18 protein-coding genes and 1 pseudogene are annotated in these 21,880 nt (G+C 51.2%); 1 reads left to right on the forward strand and 18 read right to left on the reverse strand.

The window, feature by feature from the left end; genetic code table 11:
* Positions 1-621: 621 nt before the first annotated feature.
* Positions 622-2,532: pseudogene (locus M3090_RS13280) on the forward strand (glycoside hydrolase family 2 TIM barrel-domain containing protein); the annotation flags it as partial.
* Between the two features lie 156 nt (positions 2,533-2,688).
* Here M3090_RS13280 and recQ read toward each other — a convergent pair.
* From recQ to M3090_RS13370, 18 genes are all read right to left on the reverse strand, one after another.
* Positions 2,689-4,872: a DNA helicase RecQ gene (gene recQ / locus M3090_RS13285; protein ID WP_249057072.1), complete on the reverse strand. Its 2,184-nt coding sequence runs from the start codon at positions 4,870-4,872 to the stop codon at positions 2,689-2,691.
* 167 nt (positions 4,873-5,039) lie between these two features.
* The gene (clpX, locus tag M3090_RS13290; RefSeq protein ID WP_249057074.1) at positions 5,040-6,284 is read right to left on the reverse strand and encodes an ATP-dependent Clp protease ATP-binding subunit ClpX; all 1,245 of its coding nucleotides are present in this window, start codon (positions 6,282-6,284) and stop codon (positions 5,040-5,042) included.
* 5 nt (positions 6,285-6,289) lie between these two features.
* The gene (gene clpP, locus M3090_RS13295) at positions 6,290-6,952 is read right to left on the reverse strand and encodes an ATP-dependent Clp endopeptidase proteolytic subunit ClpP (RefSeq protein WP_249057076.1); all 663 of its coding nucleotides are present in this window, start codon (positions 6,950-6,952) and stop codon (positions 6,290-6,292) included.
* A gap of 183 nt (positions 6,953-7,135) precedes the next feature.
* Positions 7,136-8,491 (reverse strand): trigger factor, encoded by a 1,356-nt coding sequence (gene tig, locus M3090_RS13300; RefSeq protein WP_249057078.1) that lies wholly within the window; start codon positions 8,489-8,491, stop codon positions 7,136-7,138.
* Positions 8,492-8,705: 214 nt separating this feature from the next.
* Positions 8,706-9,155, reverse strand: a complete 450-nt coding sequence (locus M3090_RS13305) for an HU family DNA-binding protein (RefSeq protein ID WP_249057079.1) — start codon at positions 9,153-9,155, stop codon at positions 8,706-8,708.
* 133 nt (positions 9,156-9,288) lie between these two features.
* A complete protein-coding gene (locus M3090_RS13310) occupies positions 9,289-10,845 on the reverse strand; it encodes a fimbrillin family protein (RefSeq protein ID WP_249057081.1) in 1,557 nt (518 codons plus the stop codon).
* Between the two features lie 118 nt (positions 10,846-10,963).
* Positions 10,964-11,374, reverse strand: coding sequence for a type II toxin-antitoxin system VapC family toxin (locus M3090_RS13315; RefSeq protein WP_249057083.1), 411 nt, complete (start codon positions 11,372-11,374; stop codon positions 10,964-10,966).
* Between the two features lie 2 nt (positions 11,375-11,376).
* Positions 11,377-11,628, reverse strand: coding sequence for a hypothetical protein (locus M3090_RS13320; RefSeq protein WP_249057085.1), 252 nt, complete (start codon positions 11,626-11,628; stop codon positions 11,377-11,379).
* Between the two features lie 237 nt (positions 11,629-11,865).
* Positions 11,866-12,831: a DUF3089 domain-containing protein gene (locus M3090_RS13325; RefSeq protein WP_249057087.1), complete on the reverse strand. Its 966-nt coding sequence runs from the start codon at positions 12,829-12,831 to the stop codon at positions 11,866-11,868.
* A gap of 53 nt (positions 12,832-12,884) precedes the next feature.
* Entirely contained in the window at positions 12,885-13,367 is a 483-nt protein-coding gene (locus M3090_RS13330; RefSeq protein WP_249057089.1) for a DUF6169 family protein, read from the reverse strand.
* Positions 13,339-13,488 (reverse strand): hypothetical protein, encoded by a 150-nt coding sequence (locus tag M3090_RS13335; protein WP_204245599.1) that lies wholly within the window; start codon positions 13,486-13,488, stop codon positions 13,339-13,341. The genes M3090_RS13330 and M3090_RS13335 overlap by 29 nt, the downstream gene beginning before the upstream one ends.
* 206 nt (positions 13,489-13,694) lie before the next feature.
* A complete protein-coding gene (locus tag M3090_RS13340) occupies positions 13,695-14,615 on the reverse strand; it encodes a fimbrillin family protein (RefSeq protein WP_249057092.1) in 921 nt (306 codons plus the stop codon).
* A gap of 12 nt (positions 14,616-14,627) precedes the next feature.
* Positions 14,628-16,475 (reverse strand): fimbrillin family protein, encoded by a 1,848-nt coding sequence (locus tag M3090_RS13345; RefSeq protein WP_249057094.1) that lies wholly within the window; start codon positions 16,473-16,475, stop codon positions 14,628-14,630.
* A gap of 128 nt (positions 16,476-16,603) precedes the next feature.
* Positions 16,604-17,518 carry a fimbrillin family protein gene (locus tag M3090_RS13350; protein WP_249057096.1) on the reverse strand — a complete coding sequence of 305 codons (915 nt, stop codon included), beginning with the start codon at positions 17,516-17,518 and terminating at the stop codon, positions 16,604-16,606.
* 25 nt (positions 17,519-17,543) lie between these two features.
* Positions 17,544-18,452 (reverse strand): fimbrillin family protein, encoded by a 909-nt coding sequence (locus M3090_RS13355; RefSeq protein WP_249057098.1) that lies wholly within the window; start codon positions 18,450-18,452, stop codon positions 17,544-17,546.
* Positions 18,453-18,507: 55 nt separating this feature from the next.
* On the reverse strand, positions 18,508-19,368 hold the full coding sequence (locus M3090_RS13360) for a FimB/Mfa2 family fimbrial subunit (RefSeq protein ID WP_249057100.1): 861 nt from the start codon (positions 19,366-19,368) through the stop codon (positions 18,508-18,510).
* Between the two features lie 21 nt (positions 19,369-19,389).
* Positions 19,390-20,748: a M43 family zinc metalloprotease gene (locus M3090_RS13365; RefSeq protein ID WP_249057102.1), complete on the reverse strand. Its 1,359-nt coding sequence runs from the start codon at positions 20,746-20,748 to the stop codon at positions 19,390-19,392.
* A 12-nt stretch (positions 20,749-20,760) separates the two neighbouring features.
* Complete coding sequence (locus M3090_RS13370) at positions 20,761-21,849, reverse strand: DUF3575 domain-containing protein (protein ID WP_249057105.1); 1,089 nt, start codon at positions 21,847-21,849, stop codon at positions 20,761-20,763.
* Positions 21,850-21,880: the final 31 nt, after the last annotated feature.

Consider the following 21,880-nt stretch of genomic DNA (forward strand, 5'->3'; position numbering starts at 1 on the left):
AGACAAGGAAAAGGACGAGGGAAAAGAAGGAGAATATACACATTATATATATTAACAAACAAATATAAGGGGAAGAAAGAAATAAGGGAAAAGGAACTCACGGGAGGGGAAATAAAAACAAAATGAAAAATGAGAAAACAAAGAAAATGGGAAATACTAGAAAATGAGTGCTAACAAGAAATGCATCGAACAAGCTCTATTCGGGAATCTATGACTCAATGATACGCAACTTATCATTAGTAAAAGCCCCTTAATAAATATCGCCGACAAAATCCACGTAAGAAAGAGAACTTCATTGAAACAGTCAAAGGTAAAATACAAAATAAACCAGAAAACCAGGAAAAAGGCAGAACTATTCCACACCAGAAAAAGAGTTTTTCTATTCAAATTCATAATATTGCACCTGCCAATTGCCCCTCCTCTTATGTGTTTTTCTGCTTTGCACTTGCAAATTCAGTTATTTCTTAATAACTTGGCACCCGTTTTAACTAACATTTTAATTGATTCACACAGACAGGAACCCCCAAATGAACAAAAGCAACTCATTTTTCTTATTCCTATTTCTGCTGACGCTTTTCTGTCTGCCCGATAGAAACCTCGCACAAGGCTTGCAGTTCTACGGTGGAAACAATGATTCGCGACATCTTGCTGTACAAACAGCACAACCTGAACACCATCCGTACCAGTCACTATCCGAACGACCCTAAGATGTACGCCCTCTTCGACTACTACGGACTCTACGTCATGGACGAAGCCGACCAGGAATGTCACGGCAACCAGTCATTGACCGACAACCCGGCCTGGCAGGGCGCCTTCGTCGACCGTGCCGTCCGCATGGTGCAGCGCGACAAGAATCACCCGAGCGTCATCTTCTGGTCGCTGGGCAACGAATCGGGCGGCGGCTGCAACATTGTGGCCGAATACGACGCCGTACGTGCCCTGGACAACCGCCCCATACACTACGAGGGCATGAACGACCAGGCCGACATGGACAGCCGCATGTATCCCTCCATCGAAGCCATGATAGAGCAAGACCGGCAGCCACGCAACAAGCCCTTCTTCCTTTGCGAATATGCCCACGCCATGGGCAACGCCGTAGGCAACCTGGAAGAATACTGGGACTACATCGAATACAAGTCAAACCGCATGATAGGCGGATGCATCTGGGACTGGATAGACCAAGGACTGAACAAACCGGGACGGCCGGACAACGAATACTACTTCGGCGGCAGCTTTGGCGACATGCCCAACGACAATGACTTCTGCAACAACGGTCTTGTCACACCCGACCGGCGCGTCACACCCAAGCTGCTGGAAGTGAAAAAGGTCTACCAGTACATCTCCTTCCGCATGAATAACTCCAACGAAGTCGAACTGCACAACCGCTACACGCACCTCAATCTGACACACTTCAACCTGCACTACCGCCTGGAACGCAACGGACACCTCGTCAAAGAAGAGACTTTCGGCCTGCCCGACTGCCCGCCCGGTGAACGTCGCACCATACACACGCCGATGGAACCCCTGCTGAAAGACTCGGCCGACTACTACGTCACCTACGAAGTCAGCCTGAAAGACAGTTGCAACTGGGCACCCGCCGGACACGTCGTAGCCAGCGAACAGTTTGCCCTTCGGCAAAGCCCACGGACCCTGCCAGCCATCCAGGCCGACGCTCCCGGCAACCATCCCCTGAAATGCTACGTGGAAGAACGCCGCTACCTCCGCATCGAAAACGACCAGGTAGAAGCAGCCTTCGACATGCACAACGGACAGCTCATCACTCTGCGCTACGACGGCCAGGAGATGTTGCATCGGCAGCAAGGCCCCGTATTCAACGGCTACCGAAGCATCAACAACGACCCGCACGACCACCTGGACACCCGCACACGCCTCGATGACTTCAGCTACGAAGCAGCAGAAGACGCCCGCTCCGTGCGCATCGAAACACGCTTCACGGTAGAATCCGACGGCAACGGCAGCGTGCAGCAAAACTTGACTTACGTGGTACATGGCACAGGAGCCATCGACTTAGAAGCCGATTTCCACACCTCGGCCGACTTCAACATGCCCCGCCTGTCGCTGCAAACCAGCCTCAGTCCGGCCCTGGAACACGTGACGTACTACGGCCGTGGCCCCATCGAAAACTATGCCGACCGCAAAAACGCAGCCTATGTCGGCCTGTACCAAACCACCGTCGACGGCATGCGCGAGTATTACACCCACGCCCAAACCATGGGCGGACGTTGCGATGTACAACGCCTCAGCCTGACAGATGCCGAAGGAAAAGGATTGCGCATTATAGCTCAAGATGCCTTTGCCTTCTCAGCCCAGCACTACGACGACCGCGAAATATGGCGCGTAAAGTACGGCCACGACCTGAAGAACATACGCCGTGCCGAAATAGTACTCAACCTGGACTGCATCCAGCGTGGATTGGGCAATGCCAGTTGCGGGCCAGGCCCCCGTCCGCAATATGAAATAAAGAAAAATACCGACTACCGGATGGCCTTCAGAATAGAAAAAGCCCATTGATACCACCAACAGGCACACCCACATGCGATGCGGAACAACCGCCGCATGTGGGTGTTTTTCTTATTTTTCACTCCTAAACAGCAGACAAATAAAAAAGCCACGCTCTTCAATATCTGAAAAGCATGGCCTCAATCAATTTATTGTACAACAGAAGAATCAATTCGCCATATCCGAAATAAACTTGATACGCACCAGCCGAACCTCTTCCTCCGTAAAGTCTTCACCCAATTCCTCCAAGGCCTCTTCAATATCATCCGTCGTAGACTCCTTGAAATAATCGTAAATGTCCAGCATATGGTCTTCGTCCATAATCTCATCCAGGAAATAATCAATGTTCAGCTTTGTCCCCGAATAAACGATAGCCTCTATCTCGTCCAGCAGCTCATCGAACTCGATACCCTTTGAGACAGCAATGTCGTCCAAAGCCACCTTCCGGTCAATAGCCTGAATAATAGACACCTTTAGCTTCGACTTGTTGGCCACCGTGCGCACTCGCAAATCTTCAGGACGCTCAATTTCATTTTCCTCACAATGCCGTTTAATCAGTTTACAGAACTCCTCACCATAACGTTTTGCCTTTCCAGCTCCAACGCCCGGGATATTCTGCAACTCTTCCAGCGTCACAGGATAAATCGTAGCCATAGCTTCCAGCGAAGGATCCTGGAAGATGACATAAGGCGGTACCTGCAACTGTTTAGAAAGTTTCTTGCGCAAATCTTTCAGCATAGAGAACAAGGCCGGATCAACAGCACATGCCCCGCTACCACGCATAGGCGCTTCTTCTTCAATTTCTTCAAAATCGATGTCTTCTGTTATTTTGAATGATTTAGGATTCTTCAGGAACTTACGGCCAGCATCTGTAACCTTCAACAGACCATAGTTTTCTACATCCTTACTCAAATACCCTGCAATCAAGGCTTGCCGGATAACAGAATTCCACGTCCGTTCTTCCTCGCCCATACCCGAGCCGAAAACCTCCAGATCCTCGTGCCGATGGGCCAAAACCTCGGAAGTTTCACGGCCTTGTATCACATCCAATATATAGTCAGACTTAAAATTCTCCTTTACCGCGAGGACAGCCTCTATAACGGTACATAATAGCTCTTGAGCTTCCACTTGCTTCTTTGGATTTAAACAATTGTCACAATTTCCACAATTATCCTCCGTATATTCCTCGCCAAAATAATGTAAAAGCGTTTTCCTGCGACACACGGAAGATTCGGCATAAGCTGCAGTTTCCTGCAAAAGCTGCCTGCCTATTTCTTGTTCTGCTACAGGTTTCCCCTGCATGAACTTTTCCAGCTTCTGTAAATCTTTATTCGAATAAAAAGTAATGCATTGCCCTTCTCCTCCATCACGTCCGGCACGGCCAGTCTCTTGGTAATAGCCCTCCAGGCTTTTCGGCATATCATAATGTATCACATAACGCACATCCGGTTTGTCAATCCCCATACCGAAAGCGATAGTAGCTACAATCACATCAATACGCTCCATCAAGAAATCGTCTTGATTCTGCGTACGCGTAGCCGAATCCATCCCGGCATGATAAGGCCGCGCATTTATGCCATTGGCCTGCAAAATCTCTGCCAGTTCTTCCACTTTCTTCCGGCTAAGACAATAAATAATGCCAGATTTTTCCGGATTAGCCTTAATGAACTTGATGATGTCCTTGTCTACATTCGCTGTCTTAGCACGCACTTCATAATACAGATTCGGACGGTTAAACGAAGATTTAAACACCTTGGCATTTACCATCCCTAAGTTTTTCTGTATGTCATGCTGCACCTTGGGAGTAGCCGTAGCTGTCAGAGCAATCAAAGGAGCCTTCCCTATTTCATTTATAATCGGCCTAATGCGACGATACTCAGGCCGGAAATCATGCCCCCACTCTGAGATACAGTGAGCTTCATCCACTGCATAGAATGAAATTTTCACATTCCGCAAAAACTCTACATTCTCCTCTTTCGTGAGTGACTCCGGAGCCACGTACAACAATTTTGTCTTACCATTCAAGATGTCAGCTTTTACCTGTTCAATGGCACTTTTATTCAAGGAAGAGTTGATGAAATGCGCTATGCCGTCTTCTTCACTATAATTACGCATAGCATCGACCTGATTCTTCATCAAAGCAATCAAAGGTGATATCACAATAGCTGTTCCTTCCATCAACAATGAAGGCAATTGATAGCACAAAGATTTTCCCCCACCGGTAGGCATCAAGACAAAAGTGTCATTACCTGCCAACAGGTTTTCTATTATTTCCTGCTGATTACCTTTGAAAGTGTCGAATCCGAAATATTTCTTCAATTGGTCTGTTAAATCAATATTCTTCCTTGTCATATTCATTAGGCTGTTTATAGGTTAATTAATAAACGGACATTCTTCTGGATCAAGACTCAGAGCCTAACAAAGTTATAAACAACTTCTTAAATATCAAACATTATTCACTGAATATTTTTCAAGAGAGAAGGGCTAAGCAAGGCAAATATATAAGTTATGCACTGATTTCAAGCATTTTGCAATCTTGCAAGATTTGCCTTCTCCAGTTGCTGTTTTGCATACTCCAACGTCACAACAAAACTATCGCGCTGTTCGGAAGGTATCTCAAACATAGCATCCATCATGATGGTCTCTACAATCGAACGCAAACCACGGGCACCCAACTTATACTCAATGGCCTTATCTACGACATACTCATAGACGGCATCTTCAAACGTGAGCTTCACATTGTCCATTTCAAACAACTTGACATATTGCCTGATAATCGAGTTTTTCGGTTCTGTCAATATGGCACGCAAAGCATGGCGGTCTAACGGTTGCAGATAAGTAAGCACCGGCAGGCGGCCTATGATTTCAGGTATCAAGCCGAAAGCTTTCAGGTCTTGCGGCGCGATGTACTGCATCAGGTTGCCCCTGTCAATTGTCGTCGAGTTACGCACAGCATTATAACCTACCACATGAGTGTTCAGGCGCTGGGCAATTTTCTTTTCTATGCCATCGAAAGCGCCACCGCATATGAACAAGATGTTTTTCGTATCTACCGGAATCATCTTCTGTTCAGGATGCTTACGTCCTCCCTGGGGGGGTACGTTGACCACAGAGCCTTCCAGCAATTTCAACAATCCCTGCTGCACACCTTCACCGCTCACGTCACGCGTGATAGAAGGATTATCCCCCTTACGGGCTATTTTGTCTATCTCGTCAATGAAGACAATGCCTCGCTCCGCCTCAGGCACATTGTAATCGGCCACTTGCAGCAAACGGGTAAGAATACTCTCAATATCTTCGCCAACGTAGCCAGCTTCGGTCAATACAGTAGCATCTACAATGGTAAAAGGCACGTGAAGCAATTTAGCAATCGTGCGGGCCAACAAGGTTTTTCCTGTCCCGGTGCTGCCCACCATGATGATATTGGACTTTTCAATCTCAACATCATCACCACTGTTCTTCTGGAGCAAACGTTTATAATGGTTATAGACTGAGACAGACAAATAGCGTTTGGCATCATCCTGTCCGATGACATACTGATCGAGGAAGTCTTTTATCTCGTGAGGTTTAGGCAGATCTGCCAGGTTCAGGTTAGATGCCCCGGGCTTGCTTTTCCTCAACGCCTCTTGAGTAATTTCATAGGCTTGCACGGCACAAGAATCGCAGATGAAGCCATCCATCCCCGTAATGAGGAAGCCGACCTCGTCTTCCGAACGTCCACAGAAACTACATCTGTTCTTATGTTTTTTTGTATCTATCGCCATATACGTTATTTCTTAATCAGCACCTCATCCACCATACCATATTCTTTTGCTTCTTGAGCCGTCATCCAATAATCACGGTCCGAATCGGCCCATACTTTTTCGTAAGGAGTATGCGAATGATCAGCAATAATGGTGTACAGTTCTTTCTTGATTTTCTGGATTTCGCGTGCCGTAATCTCAATGTCCGAAGCCTGTCCTTGGGCTCCTCCCAGCGGTTGGTGTATCATGACGCGCGAATGTGTCAAGGCAGAGCGTTTGCCTTCGGCACCGGCAACCAGCAGCACGGCAGCCATGCTGGCAGCCATTCCCGTACAGATGGTAGCCACATCGCTACTGATAAACTGCATCGTATCGTAGATGCCCAATCCTGCATAGACCGAGCCGCCCGGAGAGTTGATATAAATGGAGATGTCTTTGCCCGGATCTACCGAATCCAGATAAAGCAACTGTGCCTGCAACGTATTGGCCGTGTAATCATCTATCTGAGTACCGAGAAAAATGATACGGTCCATCATCAGGCGGGAAAACACGTCCAACTGCGTCACGTTAAGTTGGCGTTCTTCCAATATATAAGGATTGAGATAACCTGCCTGTGACTTGATTACATCATCCAGCACCAAGCTGTTCATCCCCAAATGTTTGGTTGCGTATTTCCTAAAATCATCCATACTATTCTTATTTATTAATATCATTCAAAACCAATGCATCAAAAGGATTGCAAAGAGACAAAAAATAAACAGCATTTGCAAATAAGTCGCATAAATTTTCTGCATCCTTGCATAAAAAAATGTAGAGCCGGCAAGCCGGGCTCTACATTTTTCAGCTATGAAATAAATGTAGCGAGCGGAGAATTATTCAAACATCTTGTTGAAATCGGCCGCAGAGATAGGCTTGTGCTCCAACGTTACTTGTCCTTTCAGCACGTTGGCCAGCTTGTTTTCAATGACACGGTTTACCAGGCCTTCTACGTTTTCCTGTTTCTTCAGCATCTCCTTCGAGTAGTTATCCAGAAGTTCTTCGGGAACATTCAGCATGCCATACTGGGCAAACTGCGCGCGCGTAGCTTCCTTGGCCATGTTGACGATGTCTTCCTGCTCCACCTTGATGCCGTTGGCCTTGACAAGCTGTTCTTTGATCAGGTGCCAGGTGAATTCTTCAATAGACTTGTCATAGTTGTCGTCTACAAATTTCTCGCCCTTGTCCTTATTGTTCTGCAGCATGATGCGCTTCAGGAGGGCGTCTGCAAATTCAAGCTTGCCGACTTTTGCCATCAGATGCTTGCGTACATCTATCAGGAACTTATAATCGCTGTCAGCGATAAACTGGTGCGCGATGGCATCTTTCACCTTGGCGCGGAACTCTTCTTCGGTCTTGACTACGTCTTTGCCGAATACTTGGTCGAAGATTTCCTGGTTCAGTTCGCCCGGGACGAAGCGGGTAATCTCGTTCACCTGGAAGCTGAAGTTTGACTTCATCTCAGCAGCCGTATCCTTGTCGGTTTTCAAGAGCGAAGCCAGTTCGGCGGCATTGCCGTCCCATGCGGTATAAGGATTGAACACAAGCACATCGTTCACCTTGGCGTTGGCGAAGAGGGCCTTTTGCTCATCGTTCTTCATATACGAAGGCATCATGACGGTGTCTTCCAGTTGGATGCCGCCTTCCTTGGTGCTGCCGTCTTCATTCAGCTCGGCCAGCAGGCCTTTCAGCATGTCGTTGTCGGCATACGCATCGACTTTCTCATACTTGCCGTTGCGCTGGGCGTACATCTTGACTTGGTTGTCCACCATTTCGCCGGTCACCTCAATATCGTAGTAGTCCAGTTTGTCGTCCTGCGACACTTCGGCTTTAAATTCGGGGGCAAGAGCAATGTCGAAGACAAATTCGGCATCATCGCGCACATCGAAGTTCACATTCTGGGCAGCCTCATCATTAACGAGGGGTTCGCCCAAGACGTTCACGTGGTTTTCTTCGATATATTTGGATACGGCCTCGGACAACAGTTTGTTCACCTCTTCCACCAATACCGACTTGCCATACATCTTCTTCACCAATCCGGCAGGGACCATGCCTTTGCGGAAGCCGGGCATCTGGACCTTATGGCGGATGTTTTTCAGCGCTTTATCTACTTTCTCCTGATAATCGGCTTTTTCAACCTTCACGATAAGCTGTGCGCTTACCTTGTCAATGTTTTCTAATGAAACGTTCATTCTGACGATTATTTATGATTTGATTATTTATTTATTTCTCGAAAGAGCGTGCAAAATTAGCGTTAATCTTTTAATTATCAAAAAAGAATATGTGAAAAAACAAAGAACGCGGGCAGAAACGGTGGCGGCCATCACAAAGAATGGCAGCCATGCTGTCCATGACCGCCACCCTGAACCGGACAGGCTGTAAGGATTCTCGTCCCGGCGCGCGGGCTTAGCCGAAAGTGCCTTGGCCGCTGTCGTCGTTGCCCTCGTCGGGGGTTGACGTGGTTGTCGTGCCCCGGTCGATGCTCAGTTCCACCTTGTTGGCGGCATCACGCATCTTCTGCTTGGGCGTAAAGACGATTTTCGGGGTTTTCATAGCGTCCTTTACCGTGACTTCTGCGGGCGTGTCCATCATTTTGGAGGGGACGACGAGGCGGAACGAGCCGAGTTCTGCCAAGTCCACGCTCATGCCCAGCTGCAGGGCGTCACATACTACGTTGGAGAGGCTGACGAGGGCGTTTTTCACGTCACCTTCGGACAGCGAGGTTTCGCGCACGATGCGCTCCACGACCATGTCGTTGGTCAGCTTCTGTTGCGACTTGGGATAGGCGTAATATACCGTCTGTCCCTTACGGTTACCAATGGTAAGCACTTTATTCTTAATTTCATGTTCCAGCATAGTCGTTTCTGTTTTGAGGTTATACATTATGTCGTTTCGTCTGCCCTGACAAGGGTATCTGATACTCTTCGTCATGGGTATCTGATACTGTTGAGCAAGGGTATCTGATACTCTTTATCAAGGGTCACGAATACTAATTCTGTTTTGTAACCTTGCTTGTTTCATCCACCGTAGCAACAATATCTCCAGTCTCAGGATAAGTCATAGATCCAGAATTACCGATATAGTCGCTATAAGAGTCGCCTCTTTGGACATATACTTCCGAGTTATTCCGGATGGTGATGGCCCCGAAAGAACCCTTCTTCTCCCTTATATCGAAACCTCCACCTATGGCAGAACTTGACCCTATAGGAAATGCCTCGATACCATAGGCATAAACTGTTGCATCGTCTATCGTAATTGTCCCGCACGATGCACTTCCTGCACCACCTATGCCAGGCGCAACTTCAAAATTAATGGATTTACTTCCATAAGCTTCTATCCATACACTTGTGATTTCTATATTTCCACAAGCCGGTGCAGGATCCTCTCTTGACAAGTATCCGCCAATGCCGCTACTTCCGGCACCGCCTCTGACAGTCAGTTTATCTTCACGACCGTTACCCGTGATGGTCACTGTGCTGTTCTCTGCCACGAAGATACCGGTCTTGTCAGGAGAGGTTACGGTGTTGCCCTCGCCCCTTACATGGATAGTAGGGTTGCCGCCCGTGATGTCGATGGCATTGCCGCCCGATACGCTTATCTGTGCATCTTCCAGGTAGATGTTGGGATTGCCGCCCGTCACCCGTATGGCATGGCTGGCCGTGCCACTGAAGTAGTAGGTGCCGTCGTCGTTGATGATGTAGTCACCGGTAGAGAGGTCGATGGTTTTCGTGTCCTTTCTGTGCACTGTCAGCGTGATGGTATGGACTTTGCCAGCCTCCAAGGTTATGGGGGTAGTAAGGTCACATGGAGTGCTAATAGGATCTGAAGTAAGAACCATGAAATTTTCTATCTGATAATCAGGACTTGGCGGCAGGTTGATTTCCCAGCAGGGGCCTATATCCTCGTAAGTGGTTTTAAACATTAGATGATTGCGTGGTATAATAGTTCCAATATTTACTATTTTTCCTTCTTTAACATCACAATCAATGGGTACATTTATAGCTTCAACATCTATCACATCGGCTGTTCCCTTGACTATCACTCGTACCTTGGCAAGTTGGTGCTCGAACTGCAAGTTAACAGGAGTGTTGTGGCTTGCGTTGTCTGCCGTGGCCCGCAGCACATACACCAAGCCGTTATTTTGGCCGCCGAGGAACAGCCAGTTGTTTGCATTGAGCTGCGGCTTGGCATACCAGGCAATGATGTTGGCAGGCTGCGTGTTCTTCCAGTAGATAGACTTGACAGGTTCCACCGCACCCGTTGCGGCATCGGTTATCTTGTATATGCCCACCTCGTCGCTGCCCTCGAACTTCACATAGAACTCTTCGTCACCCTTCCACACGCTGCTTTGCCCGTCTGTGCTTTCGCCAACGCGCGTCCACGGTTCCTCACTCGCCTCTGCGGTGATGCTGACGCTACCTATCTGCAAGGGGTATTCGCCGTCTGGCAGGGTGTTGCCCTGTTCTGCCAGTTCGTCCTGCGTGCAGGCGGTGAACAGGATTGCTGCCAATGCAAGAACCTTTATCAATGTCCAATTCCTTATCATATACTTTCTTTTTTATATAGGTTATTATCCATTATCAGTGAAGGCCGGAAAACAAGCCTCCCGCCCTCCTCCTGCGGGGAGAGGGGCGGGACGAAATAATGGGGATAATTGATATGGCTTATCTTTCAATCCAATTTTCAAGTTGAATGCCAGTTAAATTCTTAAAGTGTTTCATGTTTTCCGTCACCATGACCATGTCATTTACAACGGCTGTACATCCTATCAGCAAATCAAAATCATCATCGGCAGGAGTACCAGCCACACGCAACCGCGCCTTTTCAGAAGCATACAAGTCAATAGCATTGCTTATAGGAAGGATTTTCAAAGCGGACAAAAACTCATCCAATTGTTCTATCCGCTGCTTCAGGCCTTTTCTGCGACCAAGTTCTGCGCCATATTTCAATTCTGCTTCCGTGATTTCCGAAATATAACAATGTTCAAGCCCTACCTTATCCAATTTCTTGTCTATGTCATATTGTCCGCGCAAGAGAAAGACACATATATTCGTATCAAGTAAATATTGCTTCATACTCACCATGTTATCGATTCCTTCTTAAACTTCCGGCTTTCCTTTATTTCCTTAACCATCTCGTCCGCACTTACCCCCGGAAAATCCTCGTCTTTCCATACACCATAAAATCTGCTTGCCGATATAGGGGCGGATTGGGTTTCCTTCCGTGCTTCTTCTATCAGCTTTTCGCCCAGCCACCGCTTATTGCTTGCACTGAGTGAAAGCCCATGGATAAGTGCCAACAGTCCTTCTAATGAAATCGTTGCTTTCATACGGTATTCCTCCTTATTATTGAATGTAACACATTGCAAAAATAAGGAATTAATTGAATTGTTCCGCATCATTTCATCTCTTTTGTTTCCCAGTCTGTCAAAGAACGCTTGATTAATGAAGAACTAATAATGAAGAATTTCCCTGCGGTATGACAGCGAATACTGACAACGCATCATATTTCTCATTCATCATTTTTCATTTTTCATTCTTCATTCTTAATTCTTAATTCTCAATTCTCAATTATAATAAGCCTCCACCCGTGCCCGGATGTTCTCGCGCAGGCATTCCTCGTAGAGCCACGGCTCGGCGCTGTGGAAGTCGCCCACATTGAGGAAGCCCAGGATGGGCTGGTATTCCGAGCCGCTGTAGCCCTTCACGACCAGTACGTGGTGCTCGGGCGAGACGCTGACGGTGATGGTGTCATGCAGCGTGGCGGGCGTGGCATCGGTGCGCCAGTTCACGGGGTTGATGCACATCGCGCAGGGAGCTGCCACCACGGGCTGGATGTAGCGCACGTCGGACACGGAGTTGTAGCAGATGGTCACGCCCGTGTCCGTGGCTCCCCGCGCCGGACGGATGTTCTCCGTGGCGAGCGTGTCGGCGGGTGTCACCTTATAGCCCAGCACGTAGGCCGCCACCAGGTGACGCGCCACGTCTGCGGGCATCGTCTTCAGCAGCTCCACCACCGCCTTGCCGCCCTGACTGAAGCCTGCCAGCACAAAGGGACGGTCGGGGTCGGGGCGCCCGCGGAGGAAGGTGTCGAAGGCCGCCTGCACGTCGCTGAAGGCAGTGCGGAAGCGGCTGTTGATGGTATCCTCGTTCAGCGTTGCCCAGCCCTCGATGGTGATGTGGCGGTAGTAGGGCGAATAGAAGTCGCCTGCCTCACCCATGTAAGCGGCGATGCGGGAAATCTCCTTGTCCATGTTGGCACGGTGCGTGGCGTTATGCACGTCGGCATAGTGGCAGACGCGCCCGTCCTCCGTAGTCCAGTCGGTCTCCCAGGTGGAGACGAGGTAGAACACGTCCGCACTCCTGTCCGCCGTGCTATTCTGGCGGATGTACCACATCGTGGCGTCGGCATAGTTGGGCGCATCGGGGATGTAGGTGGCGGCATCCGTGCCGACACCCCTGTCATTGCTGCCGCACGAGGCGAGCAGGAGTACCGCTATAAATAGCAATGCTGTATGTTTCATATCGCTCATAACTAATATTCGTTTATGAGCGTGCTTCAAAAGAAAGGTATAAAAGGAAAAGACTATTCCAACGGATAAAGATTGTTCTTCACCAAATCGTAGAAAGCGGCTACAAGTTGCCGTGCGTCGGGATTATCCCGATGTATGTACAACGACACATATAGCATGTAGTCGTCTGTGGTCGATGACGCATCGTATTTCTGTATGCTTCCATCATTATAGCGCATAAACCAACGCGTGAACAGCATTTCCCGCTTCCGTTCCTTCCCGTCGAGATTGTCACATATCATAATCATGGCATTCTCGTTACGGCTGAAGAACAGCTTCAAGATGTGGATAACGGTCAGCGCAATGCGCTGGTCTATGGGATGAGGCGTATCTTCTTCCGGTTCAATGTTGAACGTATAGACGTTGGCAAATGCCGGATGATAGCAGGAATAGTCAAGGAAATAGGCATGATAAGTGATACCATGCCTCGTTGTGAAAGAATAGGTCAAATCCGCTTCTTCCGTAATGTCATAGGGGAGTAACGAATTTGATTCCACGCTGTTTAGCCAGTTTGTTCAAGTCCTCGCCTTTCTGAATGCAACGGCGAATGGCACGCTTGTCTTCCAACATGCGTTGGAAGATGTTAGCCTTGTCCTTTATTACATTCTTCTTGTTCATAAACTTGTCCTTTGTTGATTCTATTGGCAAAGGTAACGCTTTTTTGCGAGAATATCCTTTTCTTCTTATACCATTTTTTCAAAGAACGCTCTTGCTTATCACTCTTTTTGTGCCACCGACGGCTGCGATGCCGCCCGCTACACTTTACTCCGGGATTTCGTATTTCAAGTATATTCTTATCCGCTCAAACATGTCTTTTTCCTTCATTAAATGGGCAGAACTACCGAGCCTTCGCCGTCCGCGCCGTCGCCCCATGTCATGCTGCCGGTATCTACCGACACCTGAAGGCCGTAGAGGGTGATGGTAACATTGTAGGTGTACTTATAGCCGGCTTTCCATTCGGTGTCTTTCTGTAGCATGTAGTAGAACGGGCCGTAGCTGGCGTCGTCCTTCGTGGCGTTGAAAGTCAGCAGCCAAGCTCCGCTCCTGATGGTTTGCGGGATGACAAGGGCTTCGTAGGTAGCGACGCAGCCGCTTGCCGTAGTCCCGGACAGGTGGGGCGTGATGCTGCCTTCCGTGGTGCCGGGTGTCCATGTGCCGTATCCGGTACCGACCGTCGGGAGTGTGAAGGTGCCGTCCATCAAGATGTTTTCATCCTCACCGATGCCCAGGCTGATGTCACTCGCCGTGGCACCGATAGCGTCGGGCAGACCTTCCCGGCTGACGTTCACCACCACTTTGGCAGTCTGGTGGCGGAAGGTAAGGTGGGCGGTACTGCCATAATTTACGTTCGTCAGTTCGCTTGCCAGCAGGTCGCCCGACTGATAGTCCGCATCGCTGCTTTGGTCGTTCTTCACGCTCCATGTCGTGCTTTCCACGGCTGTGGCGGGGCAGATGCCCTGCACGGTGATGGGGTCTTTGCTCTGCCAATAGTAGTTGCCGGTAAAATAGCCGGAGGCGTCTGCCGTGTAATTGTACCAGTCCCCACCGTTCACTTGCAGGGCCATGGTCTCGTCGTCGCTCCATGTGTTATCCACCGTGGCGCGAGTGTCGGCGCCGCCCTCTATGGAGGCGGTCAGTGCCAGCGGCTGCGTGCCGTCGGGCAGCATTCCGGATTCATCCTGCGTGCAGGCTGCAAGACCGAGCACAGAGGCAAGCGTAGTGTATAATAAAAAATGTCGTTTCATCTTATATAGGTTTTATCTGTTCTTTACAAGGGTCGGCGGCGTGTCCGCGTCGGTGGTTTCCCATATATATTTGCTTTCTGCGCCGAGGGCGGTGTTCATCGCTTCGGTGGCGGTCTGCCAGGTGTGGGTGGTGCCGTCTATTTGGTAAGCACCAGTGCCTTCACCTGAATTACAATAGCCGACACCCTCGCCATCGAAACCGTCCCAATAGCAAGCTGTTGCTTCACTACCCCATTGCAGAAAGCCGACAACTCCTCCTGTTCTATATGCAGTTGTTGATAGATTAGATAATTTTCCTACGGAATAGCATCCAGTCATGTAATTGAAGTACAGACAATGTCCTGCAATGCCACCAACCGCATTATCACTGGTAATTGAACCCGAAAACGAGCAACCTTTGATAACTGTTGCTGTGGCATATTCGCCTCCCAATACTCCGCCTACATAATCTGAGTTTCCACCTTGAATGGAAGCCGAGGAATGGCAATATTGTATAACTCCGGAATGCATACACCCGACGATGCCTCCGACATACCCTGCGCGATTGTTTGTAACGAAGATATTCCCGGAAACCTTACAGTTCGAGATGGTCCCTTGATTAGATCCGGCCAAAGCTCCTATAGGAACGCCATCAGTAGCACCAACATTCAGGCGCACATTCTCAAGGGTCAGATCCTGAATGGTTGCATTTGTACCCACACGGCCAAACATTCCACAATCATCACCGAAAGACAGATTCTCCTTTGTAATTGTCAGATTGCTAATCGTATGCCCATTACCATCGAAAGTGCCTGTGTAAACATTGTTTCTGTCGCCTACCGGTTCCCATTCCGTACCCGAAAGGTCTATGTCATGGGTCAAGGTACAATTCAGCGACAGGTTACCCTGCGCCGCTTCCGCCCATGCCATCAGGCCGTCGGCGGTATAGACGGTATAGGTGTTACCATCTTCGGAAACCGTGTATCCGTCACCCAGGTCTGTCGCATTACCGTTCTCGCTGTCACCGTCGGTCCAATCCTGGATGGTGTCGTCCACTAAGACCTCCAAGCCTTCTGCCCGCACGGTGATGGTATAAGTATATACACAGCCCGGCTTCCAAGTGATGTCAAGGGGGAGTTTGTAAGTGTATAGCTGCCCGTTTATCAGGATGCTTATCAGTTTAGTGCCTGCATCAAGGATTTGCGGAATGACAAGGGCCGCGTAGCTCACCTTGATAGTCTTTCCTGCTACCGTGTTGGGGTATGAAAGGCGATACGGCGTGATGCTGCCGGTCTGCGCTCCCGGAGTCCATGTGCCGAAGCTACTGCCGGAGGACGGCTTGGTGAAGGTGCCCGTGAGCGCGAGGTTATTGTTACCGACAGTTACTTCCGGATTATCAGGAACAATCGGCCCATCCACGATGTTCACCACCAGCTTGGCGGTCTGGTGGCGAAAGGTAAGGTTGGCGGCATTGCCATAGTTTACGGTCGTCACTCCGGTCGCCAGCAGGTCGCCCGACTGATAATTCCGGTAACTGCTTTGGTCGCTCTCCACGCTCCATGTCGTGCTTCCCGCTGCTGTGGCCGGGCAGATACCCTGCACGGTGACTGGGTCTGTGTTTTGCCAATAATAGTCGTTGCCGGTCAAGTTGCCGGAGGCGTCTGCCGTATAGTTGAGCCAGCCCCCGGCGTTGATTTGCAGGGCCACGGTCTCGCCGCCGCTCCATGTGTTGTCCACTGTGGCACGGGTCAGGCCGCCGCCCTCTATACTGGCGGTGAAAGTCAGCATTTCCCCTTGGAGAGAGGGCTGTTCGTCCTGCGTACAGGCTGCCAGAAGGCTTGCTGCCAGCAAAGAATAAGCAATATGTCTGATTCTATACATACTTGTTATGCTTTTAGTATTTCTGTTTGTGCCACCGGCGGTTGCGATACCGCCCGGTACACCATATCATATAGCGTATCTCCGTACTTACGCCAATGCACGGGATGGCTGATTTTTGTAGGAATTTACTACATGTTGGCTTCACCGTTACTGTCGCCGGAGTAGTCCCCGTCTGTTGTCCAGTCGGTGATGCTTGACGTTACCTCCAAATCTGTCAGGTTTACTTTGATGTTGTAGGTATATACCTTTCCACCCTGGAACGTGGCATTTTGGGGCAGCGTGTAATACAGGTTGCCTCCTGTTTGCAACAGAACCCGGATAAACTGCTTGCCACTCGCAACGGTCTGAACGGGAATGATGGCACTGCCGCCGGTGCCGGTTGTCACCGTGACACTTTCGTCCTGGGTACCCGTCCCTTCTGCCACCGTACCATCGGATGGTGTAAGCTGTGCATCGAGGCGGACGTTCATCAACGAAACCGTAGCACCGTCCAACGAAGGATTGCCGTCGCCGGAAGTCAGGTTGACAGTTATCTTGGAGAGCAGGTGCCTGAATGTGACGGGGATAGCACTGCTTTGGCGACTGACGGGATTGGCTGCCATGCCAAACATCAGATCGCTGGCCTTGTAAGATGCATCCGTGCTTTGGTCAGCCTCCACTGTGAAAGCCACACCCGATGCACCCATATCCGTCACAGCTTTCGAAGGGTAATAGGCATAGATGTTCACCCCGTTGCCGCTGGTCGGGAAGTAAGGCTGTCCGCCTGTCGGAGGTGTCATCGTTCCGTTCGTCCCCGTGGTATAGGTCAACGGCTGCGGATAAGTGGTAGTTGCCGACTCGTCCGCCTCCACAGATTCGGTGATGAATATGTCCACCGACTCGCCTTCATCAAACGCACTGCCTTGGATGCCCGATGCCGCACGGGTCTGCACTTCCAGACTGCTGCTGAGCCGGATAGCCACCGGCCCGTCATTCAAATTCTCGTCGTTGCCGCAAGCCGCCAATGCAAGCGCGGCTGCTGCTAAAATCAGTTGCTTTTTCATTGTCTTGTTATCTGTTATTCTTCATTCAATAAGCATCTCCAGTTTCGCCGCCACCGTTGCCCGGCTCCCAGTCGGTGATGGTCGCGGTCACGTCGATGTTCGTCTTGTTCACTGTGATGGTATAGAGGTATTTCTTGCCTGCCTCAAACTTTTGGGATTCGGTCGCGTTGCCCAACGGCCAGGAGAATACGCTCGCCCCGTCCGGCAGGGTGATGTTGAGCGACATGCCTTGGTAGCTTTCGGAAGGCAGGACGATACCCTCGGCGAAGGTGCCGTCGGCATTGGTCAGCAGGGGGATCGGGGTTGCCGTACCTGTGGTCACGCTGACTGCGGAGGCGGGTTGCGTCACGTTGAACGTGCCTGCGGTCTGTTGTCCCGTCAGTTCCACGGTCAGACCGGCCAGCTCCGTTCCCGTCATGCCGCTGCCGGGTTTAAGGGTCAATTCCATCTTGCAGAGCTTGTGGGTGAAGTTGAACGCCACGTTGGGGTTGGTGCGGTCGGCTGTCTGCGTGGCTGCCGCCATCAGGTCGATGGCCTTCTGGCTGCTTTGGTTGCTCACGTCCACGGTATAGATGCCGTCCGTCAGACCTGCCGTGTAGGGATAGTACGCCACGAAATCGCGCTCCGTGCCGTCCGTAGGCAGGTAGATGGTGGTTCCATCCGGTGCAAATGAGCCGGTGGTACCGCCTGACGCCGTGGTATAGGGGATATTGCCATAACCGTCGGCCACGGTCGTGGTTCCCTTCCCGAAAGCGTAGATGCCGATGCGGTCACCTGTTTCCCACTGATTGTCGTAGGCGCGGGTCTGGATGCCGCTGGTCACTTGCAGGGCGATGCGTCCGTCCGCCCCCTGCATGGTTTCTTCTTCGGTGTTGCAGGCTGTCAGCGCAAGGGCCACCAGCAATGCAGGAAATAAATTCTGTTTTACTTTCATCGTTTTTTAGGAGTTGATTGGAATACTTTTTGTTTATATATCAAGTTCAGTTCTTTCAGTTCACGTCTATCTTTCCTTCGTCCACCACTTCCCAGTCGGTAATGGTGGCGGAGAATCCCGCTTCCAACGGTGTCCGCAGACCGCCTTCTATGGCAAATGTCTGTGTCATGTCCCCTTCGCCGAATCCGGACAATACTTCCGTCATGTCACTTTCCACCGTCAGCGTCTGTCCGTCGGTGAAGGTCAGGACAAGTGTCAGTGTCTGCGCATCGCCCAGTACTCCCAGCAGACGCAGGTCTGCCGACACCTTGTCACCGCTGCGCGTGAACGTAGGGCGTGTGCTGACCGCTTCGCCGTAGAGCGTTTCGTTGCGCAGGTCGTAGGCTTCCGCCACGCCGCTGAGCGTACCCGTTATGGCAGCGATGCGTTCCGGGTCGCCCTCGGTCACGGTCAGTTCGATGTGCAGGTCGCGCACCCGTTGCACCACGTCAAGGTTCATGCGCAGGGTGTCGTCCGCCACGACGGTTATCCGCTCCGTGCCCGAATAGAGATAGTCCGGCAGGGGATTGATGAAGTCGGTGAGGGCGCGCGCCGTGCCATCTGTCCGCTCCACACGGGCGATGCCGTCCGTCACGGTGAACCCCTGCGGCGTGTTGTAAGCCAGCACGGTGTACTCGCCGGGAGGCAGCGGGTCGGAAACGGTGTAGTGCCCTTCCTTGCCGTCGGCGGTCGTGCCGTCAATCTCTACCGTATAGTCTTCCCCGCTTGCGCCCTGCGGCAGGTCGATTGACACTGCCACTATGCCCTTGTCCGGATGCGGCGTGTCGTGCAGCTCGTCCTTCACGCATCCGCCCAGAGAGAACAGCAGGGCCGTCGCCAGAATCGTTGTCGTATATTTCCTTTTTCTTGTATTCATATCCGCAGGATGTTTTTCAGTTTACCGTACCGGCTTGTCCCCGAAGCGGTGCGGCTGCCCGGCGGAGCGTACCGCAGGCGTATCTTCCTTGCCCGCCTCGCCCGGAATGAGGTAGGCGTGCTTCAGGGTGTACTGGATGCGCTCCACCTGGTCGGGCGTGATGCCGGCCATGAAGCCATACTCGTAATCCATGATGTTGTCGGAGAAGAAGATTTCTCCTGTCGCGGCATCCGTGCGCGTATATTCGATGTTGCCCTGCGTGGCCTCCAGATAAGCGTCCCGGTCGTACCAAGGCGTATCTTCGCAGTAGTCGTCTCCCTCGATATAGACATGTTCCAATCCAAGGAAATGTCCTGCCTCATGGGCGAACGACTTCACATCGTTGGCCATCGTCATCGCCCGGGTATTCAGGAATATGCCTGAGACAACACCGGGCTGGTACGGCGTTTCGCATCCCTCCATCATCTCGTCTTCATCGAAGTAGGGGAAAAACGAGAACCCGGCGAATATGCTGTACTCGTCCTCGTACACATTATTGATCGGGCTGACCCACACATTGAGCGCATGCTCATTGTCCCATATATACCGGTCGTCAAGCTCGACGTTCGCGTAATCTATCTCCACGGCCTCCTTCTCGTGGACGATGCCGGGAGTTTCAAGCGGCGTACCGTCGGGCGCGGTGGTGGCGGCCACAAAGCGCACGCCGGTCTCTGTCTGCCCGGGGAGGTTGAAATAGTTGCTATATACATAATTGGCATAGTCCAGCTGTTCCTGTACCATCCAGTCCTTGACCGGATAGTTGCCTTCGGCATCCGGAAAGAGGTGGAAGATGACGGGTATCTCGTAGGCGTCGGGGTTCTCCGCCACCGGTGCTGTGAGGCTGGAGCGGATTTCAACCGTGTTGGAATAGTACTCCGCCTTGTTTGTCTGCACATAGCCCCGCACGTAATACGTCGTGCCGGGCAGCGGATGGAGGAGGTACAGGCACCGCCAATACAGCGGCTCCTTCTCCCAGTCCCAGTTCAGGAACGGCTCGTAATCCGAATAGTCATTAATGAAAACGCAGTCGCTCAAGTCCGGTTCCGGGTTCTCGGTTGAATAGACACTACCCTCGTAGATGATTTTCTCGTCGGCAGGCAAATCCTCCATGACCAGCACCGCCATGTATGCGGGAGGATAGTTGTCAGGGGCTCCCAAATCCATCGGCACGATGTTTCCCTCGCCGATGTGCAGCTTGAAGGTAGAGGTCGGTTCGGGAACCGTGTTGTCGTCGTCGCACGCCGCCATGCCGAAGGCAAGGAGGAGGACTGCAAAAAGTTTATACCCGTGCAGCAGGATGCTACACTTGTCCAAATAATCGCCTGTTTTCTTTCTGAACATATTCATGATTTTCTAATATATTTTCCATACCAAGGTGACACCCGCGTTAACCGGGCCCCACCAGTTTTTTGTTTCCGTTCCACGGCGCACCCGCACGCCGTCGATGACCGTGTATTTCTCATAATCCGCGTGCAGGCAGCCCACGGCCACGCTGAAGTCGAGCGACAGGGCGTCATTCAGGCGCAACTGGTAGCCGCCGGTGATGCCGCCGCCCATCAGGTCGCCCTGCTTGCCGGTGGCGGAGAACTTGTAGTTGAACTGCCCGGCCTTGTACATCGCACCGAGGTAGCCGCGCTTCTCCTTGCCCATATACCAGCGCACTTCCGGCATGACCTCCCAGAGGGCGTAGCGGCGGTCCTTGTCGTTCCACGACCACGAGGTCCACGAGCCGTTCACGAGGATTCCCCATGACGGACTGATGCGCCACTCCAGGCCCAGGTCGGGCGTGAGCGTAGCCCAGCGCAGCAGGTTGGCACGCAGGGAGAGCGTGTAGCTGTCTGTGCCGGAGGTTTCTTCCGCAGCCGTCCCGGTGGTTTCCGTCGGAACATAGGCTTCGGGATGTACCACGACCATGCTGTCCGCCCTTATCTGTTCGGCGACAAAGCGTGATTCTTCCGTTTCGCGCTGCTCTTGCTGTGTATCGGCGCTTTCCTGTCCGGCCTGCTGCCTTTCGTCCTTCTGTACCGCAGTCGCCACTTTCGGCACGCTGATGCGTACCGTCACGTAGTCGCCGCTCCCGGAGTGGTTACGGGTGACGAAGCACGCTTCGGTCAGCCCCTGCCGGATGATGAGTTCCGACTTCACGCGGTTGGAGCGGACTTTCGCCATCGCAAGCCTGTCGGCCTCGCTCTCTCCGGCGGTGCTGTAGCCGTCCACACGGAGCGGGATTTGTCCGGCAAGGATGTCCTGCCTGTATCGCTCCACATATGCCTCCAGCCGCGCCAGCTCCTTTTCATTGCCGCTATACGGGATATAGAACATGTCACGGCCCGGCACGAAACGGAACGTATGGACCGTGTCCGCCTGTTCCTCTGCCGAAAGTTTCAAGGGGAATAGCAACAGGATGAGTATCGCTGTACGTATAGGTGTCAATATTTTCATATATCTGTTGTTTTTACTGTTTTGTTTGGAA

This window comes from Bacteroides sp. ET71 (assembly GCF_023336905.1).
GTDB lineage: Bacteria > Bacteroidota > Bacteroidia > Bacteroidales > Bacteroidaceae > Bacteroides.

Bases quoted from the DNA above. Each gene is read 5' to 3' on its own strand.
- recQ (WP_249057072.1), bottom strand. From the start codon at position 4,872: ATGACAAGGAAGAATATTGATTTAACAGACCAATTGAAGAAATATTTC.
- clpX (WP_249057074.1), bottom strand. From the start codon at position 6,284: ATGGCGATAGATACAAAAAAACATAAGAACAGATGTAGTTTCTGTGGA.
- clpP (WP_249057076.1), bottom strand. From the start codon at position 6,952: ATGGATGATTTTAGGAAATACGCAACCAAACATTTGGGGATGAACAGC.
- tig (WP_249057078.1), bottom strand. From the start codon at position 8,491: ATGAACGTTTCATTAGAAAACATTGACAAGGTAAGCGCACAGCTTATC.
- M3090_RS13305 (WP_249057079.1), bottom strand. From the start codon at position 9,155: ATGCTGGAACATGAAATTAAGAATAAAGTGCTTACCATTGGTAACCGT.
- M3090_RS13310 (WP_249057081.1), bottom strand. From the start codon at position 10,845: ATGATAAGGAATTGGACATTGATAAAGGTTCTTGCATTGGCAGCAATC.
- M3090_RS13315 (WP_249057083.1), bottom strand. From the start codon at position 11,374: ATGAAGCAATATTTACTTGATACGAATATATGTGTCTTTCTCTTGCGC.
- M3090_RS13320 (WP_249057085.1), bottom strand. From the start codon at position 11,628: ATGAAAGCAACGATTTCATTAGAAGGACTGTTGGCACTTATCCATGGG.
- M3090_RS13325 (WP_249057087.1), bottom strand. From the start codon at position 12,831: ATGAGCGATATGAAACATACAGCATTGCTATTTATAGCGGTACTCCTG.
- M3090_RS13335 (WP_204245599.1), bottom strand. From the start codon at position 13,488: ATGAACAAGAAGAATGTAATAAAGGACAAGGCTAACATCTTCCAACGC.
- M3090_RS13340 (WP_249057092.1), bottom strand. From the start codon at position 14,615: ATGAAACGACATTTTTTATTATACACTACGCTTGCCTCTGTGCTCGGT.
- M3090_RS13345 (WP_249057094.1), bottom strand. From the start codon at position 16,475: ATGTATAGAATCAGACATATTGCTTATTCTTTGCTGGCAGCAAGCCTT.
- M3090_RS13350 (WP_249057096.1), bottom strand. From the start codon at position 17,518: ATGAAAAAGCAACTGATTTTAGCAGCAGCCGCGCTTGCATTGGCGGCT.
- M3090_RS13355 (WP_249057098.1), bottom strand. From the start codon at position 18,452: ATGAAAGTAAAACAGAATTTATTTCCTGCATTGCTGGTGGCCCTTGCG.
- M3090_RS13360 (WP_249057100.1), bottom strand. From the start codon at position 19,368: ATGAATACAAGAAAAAGGAAATATACGACAACGATTCTGGCGACGGCC.
- M3090_RS13365 (WP_249057102.1), bottom strand. From the start codon at position 20,748: ATGTTCAGAAAGAAAACAGGCGATTATTTGGACAAGTGTAGCATCCTG.
- M3090_RS13370 (WP_249057105.1), bottom strand. From the start codon at position 21,849: ATGAAAATATTGACACCTATACGTACAGCGATACTCATCCTGTTGCTA.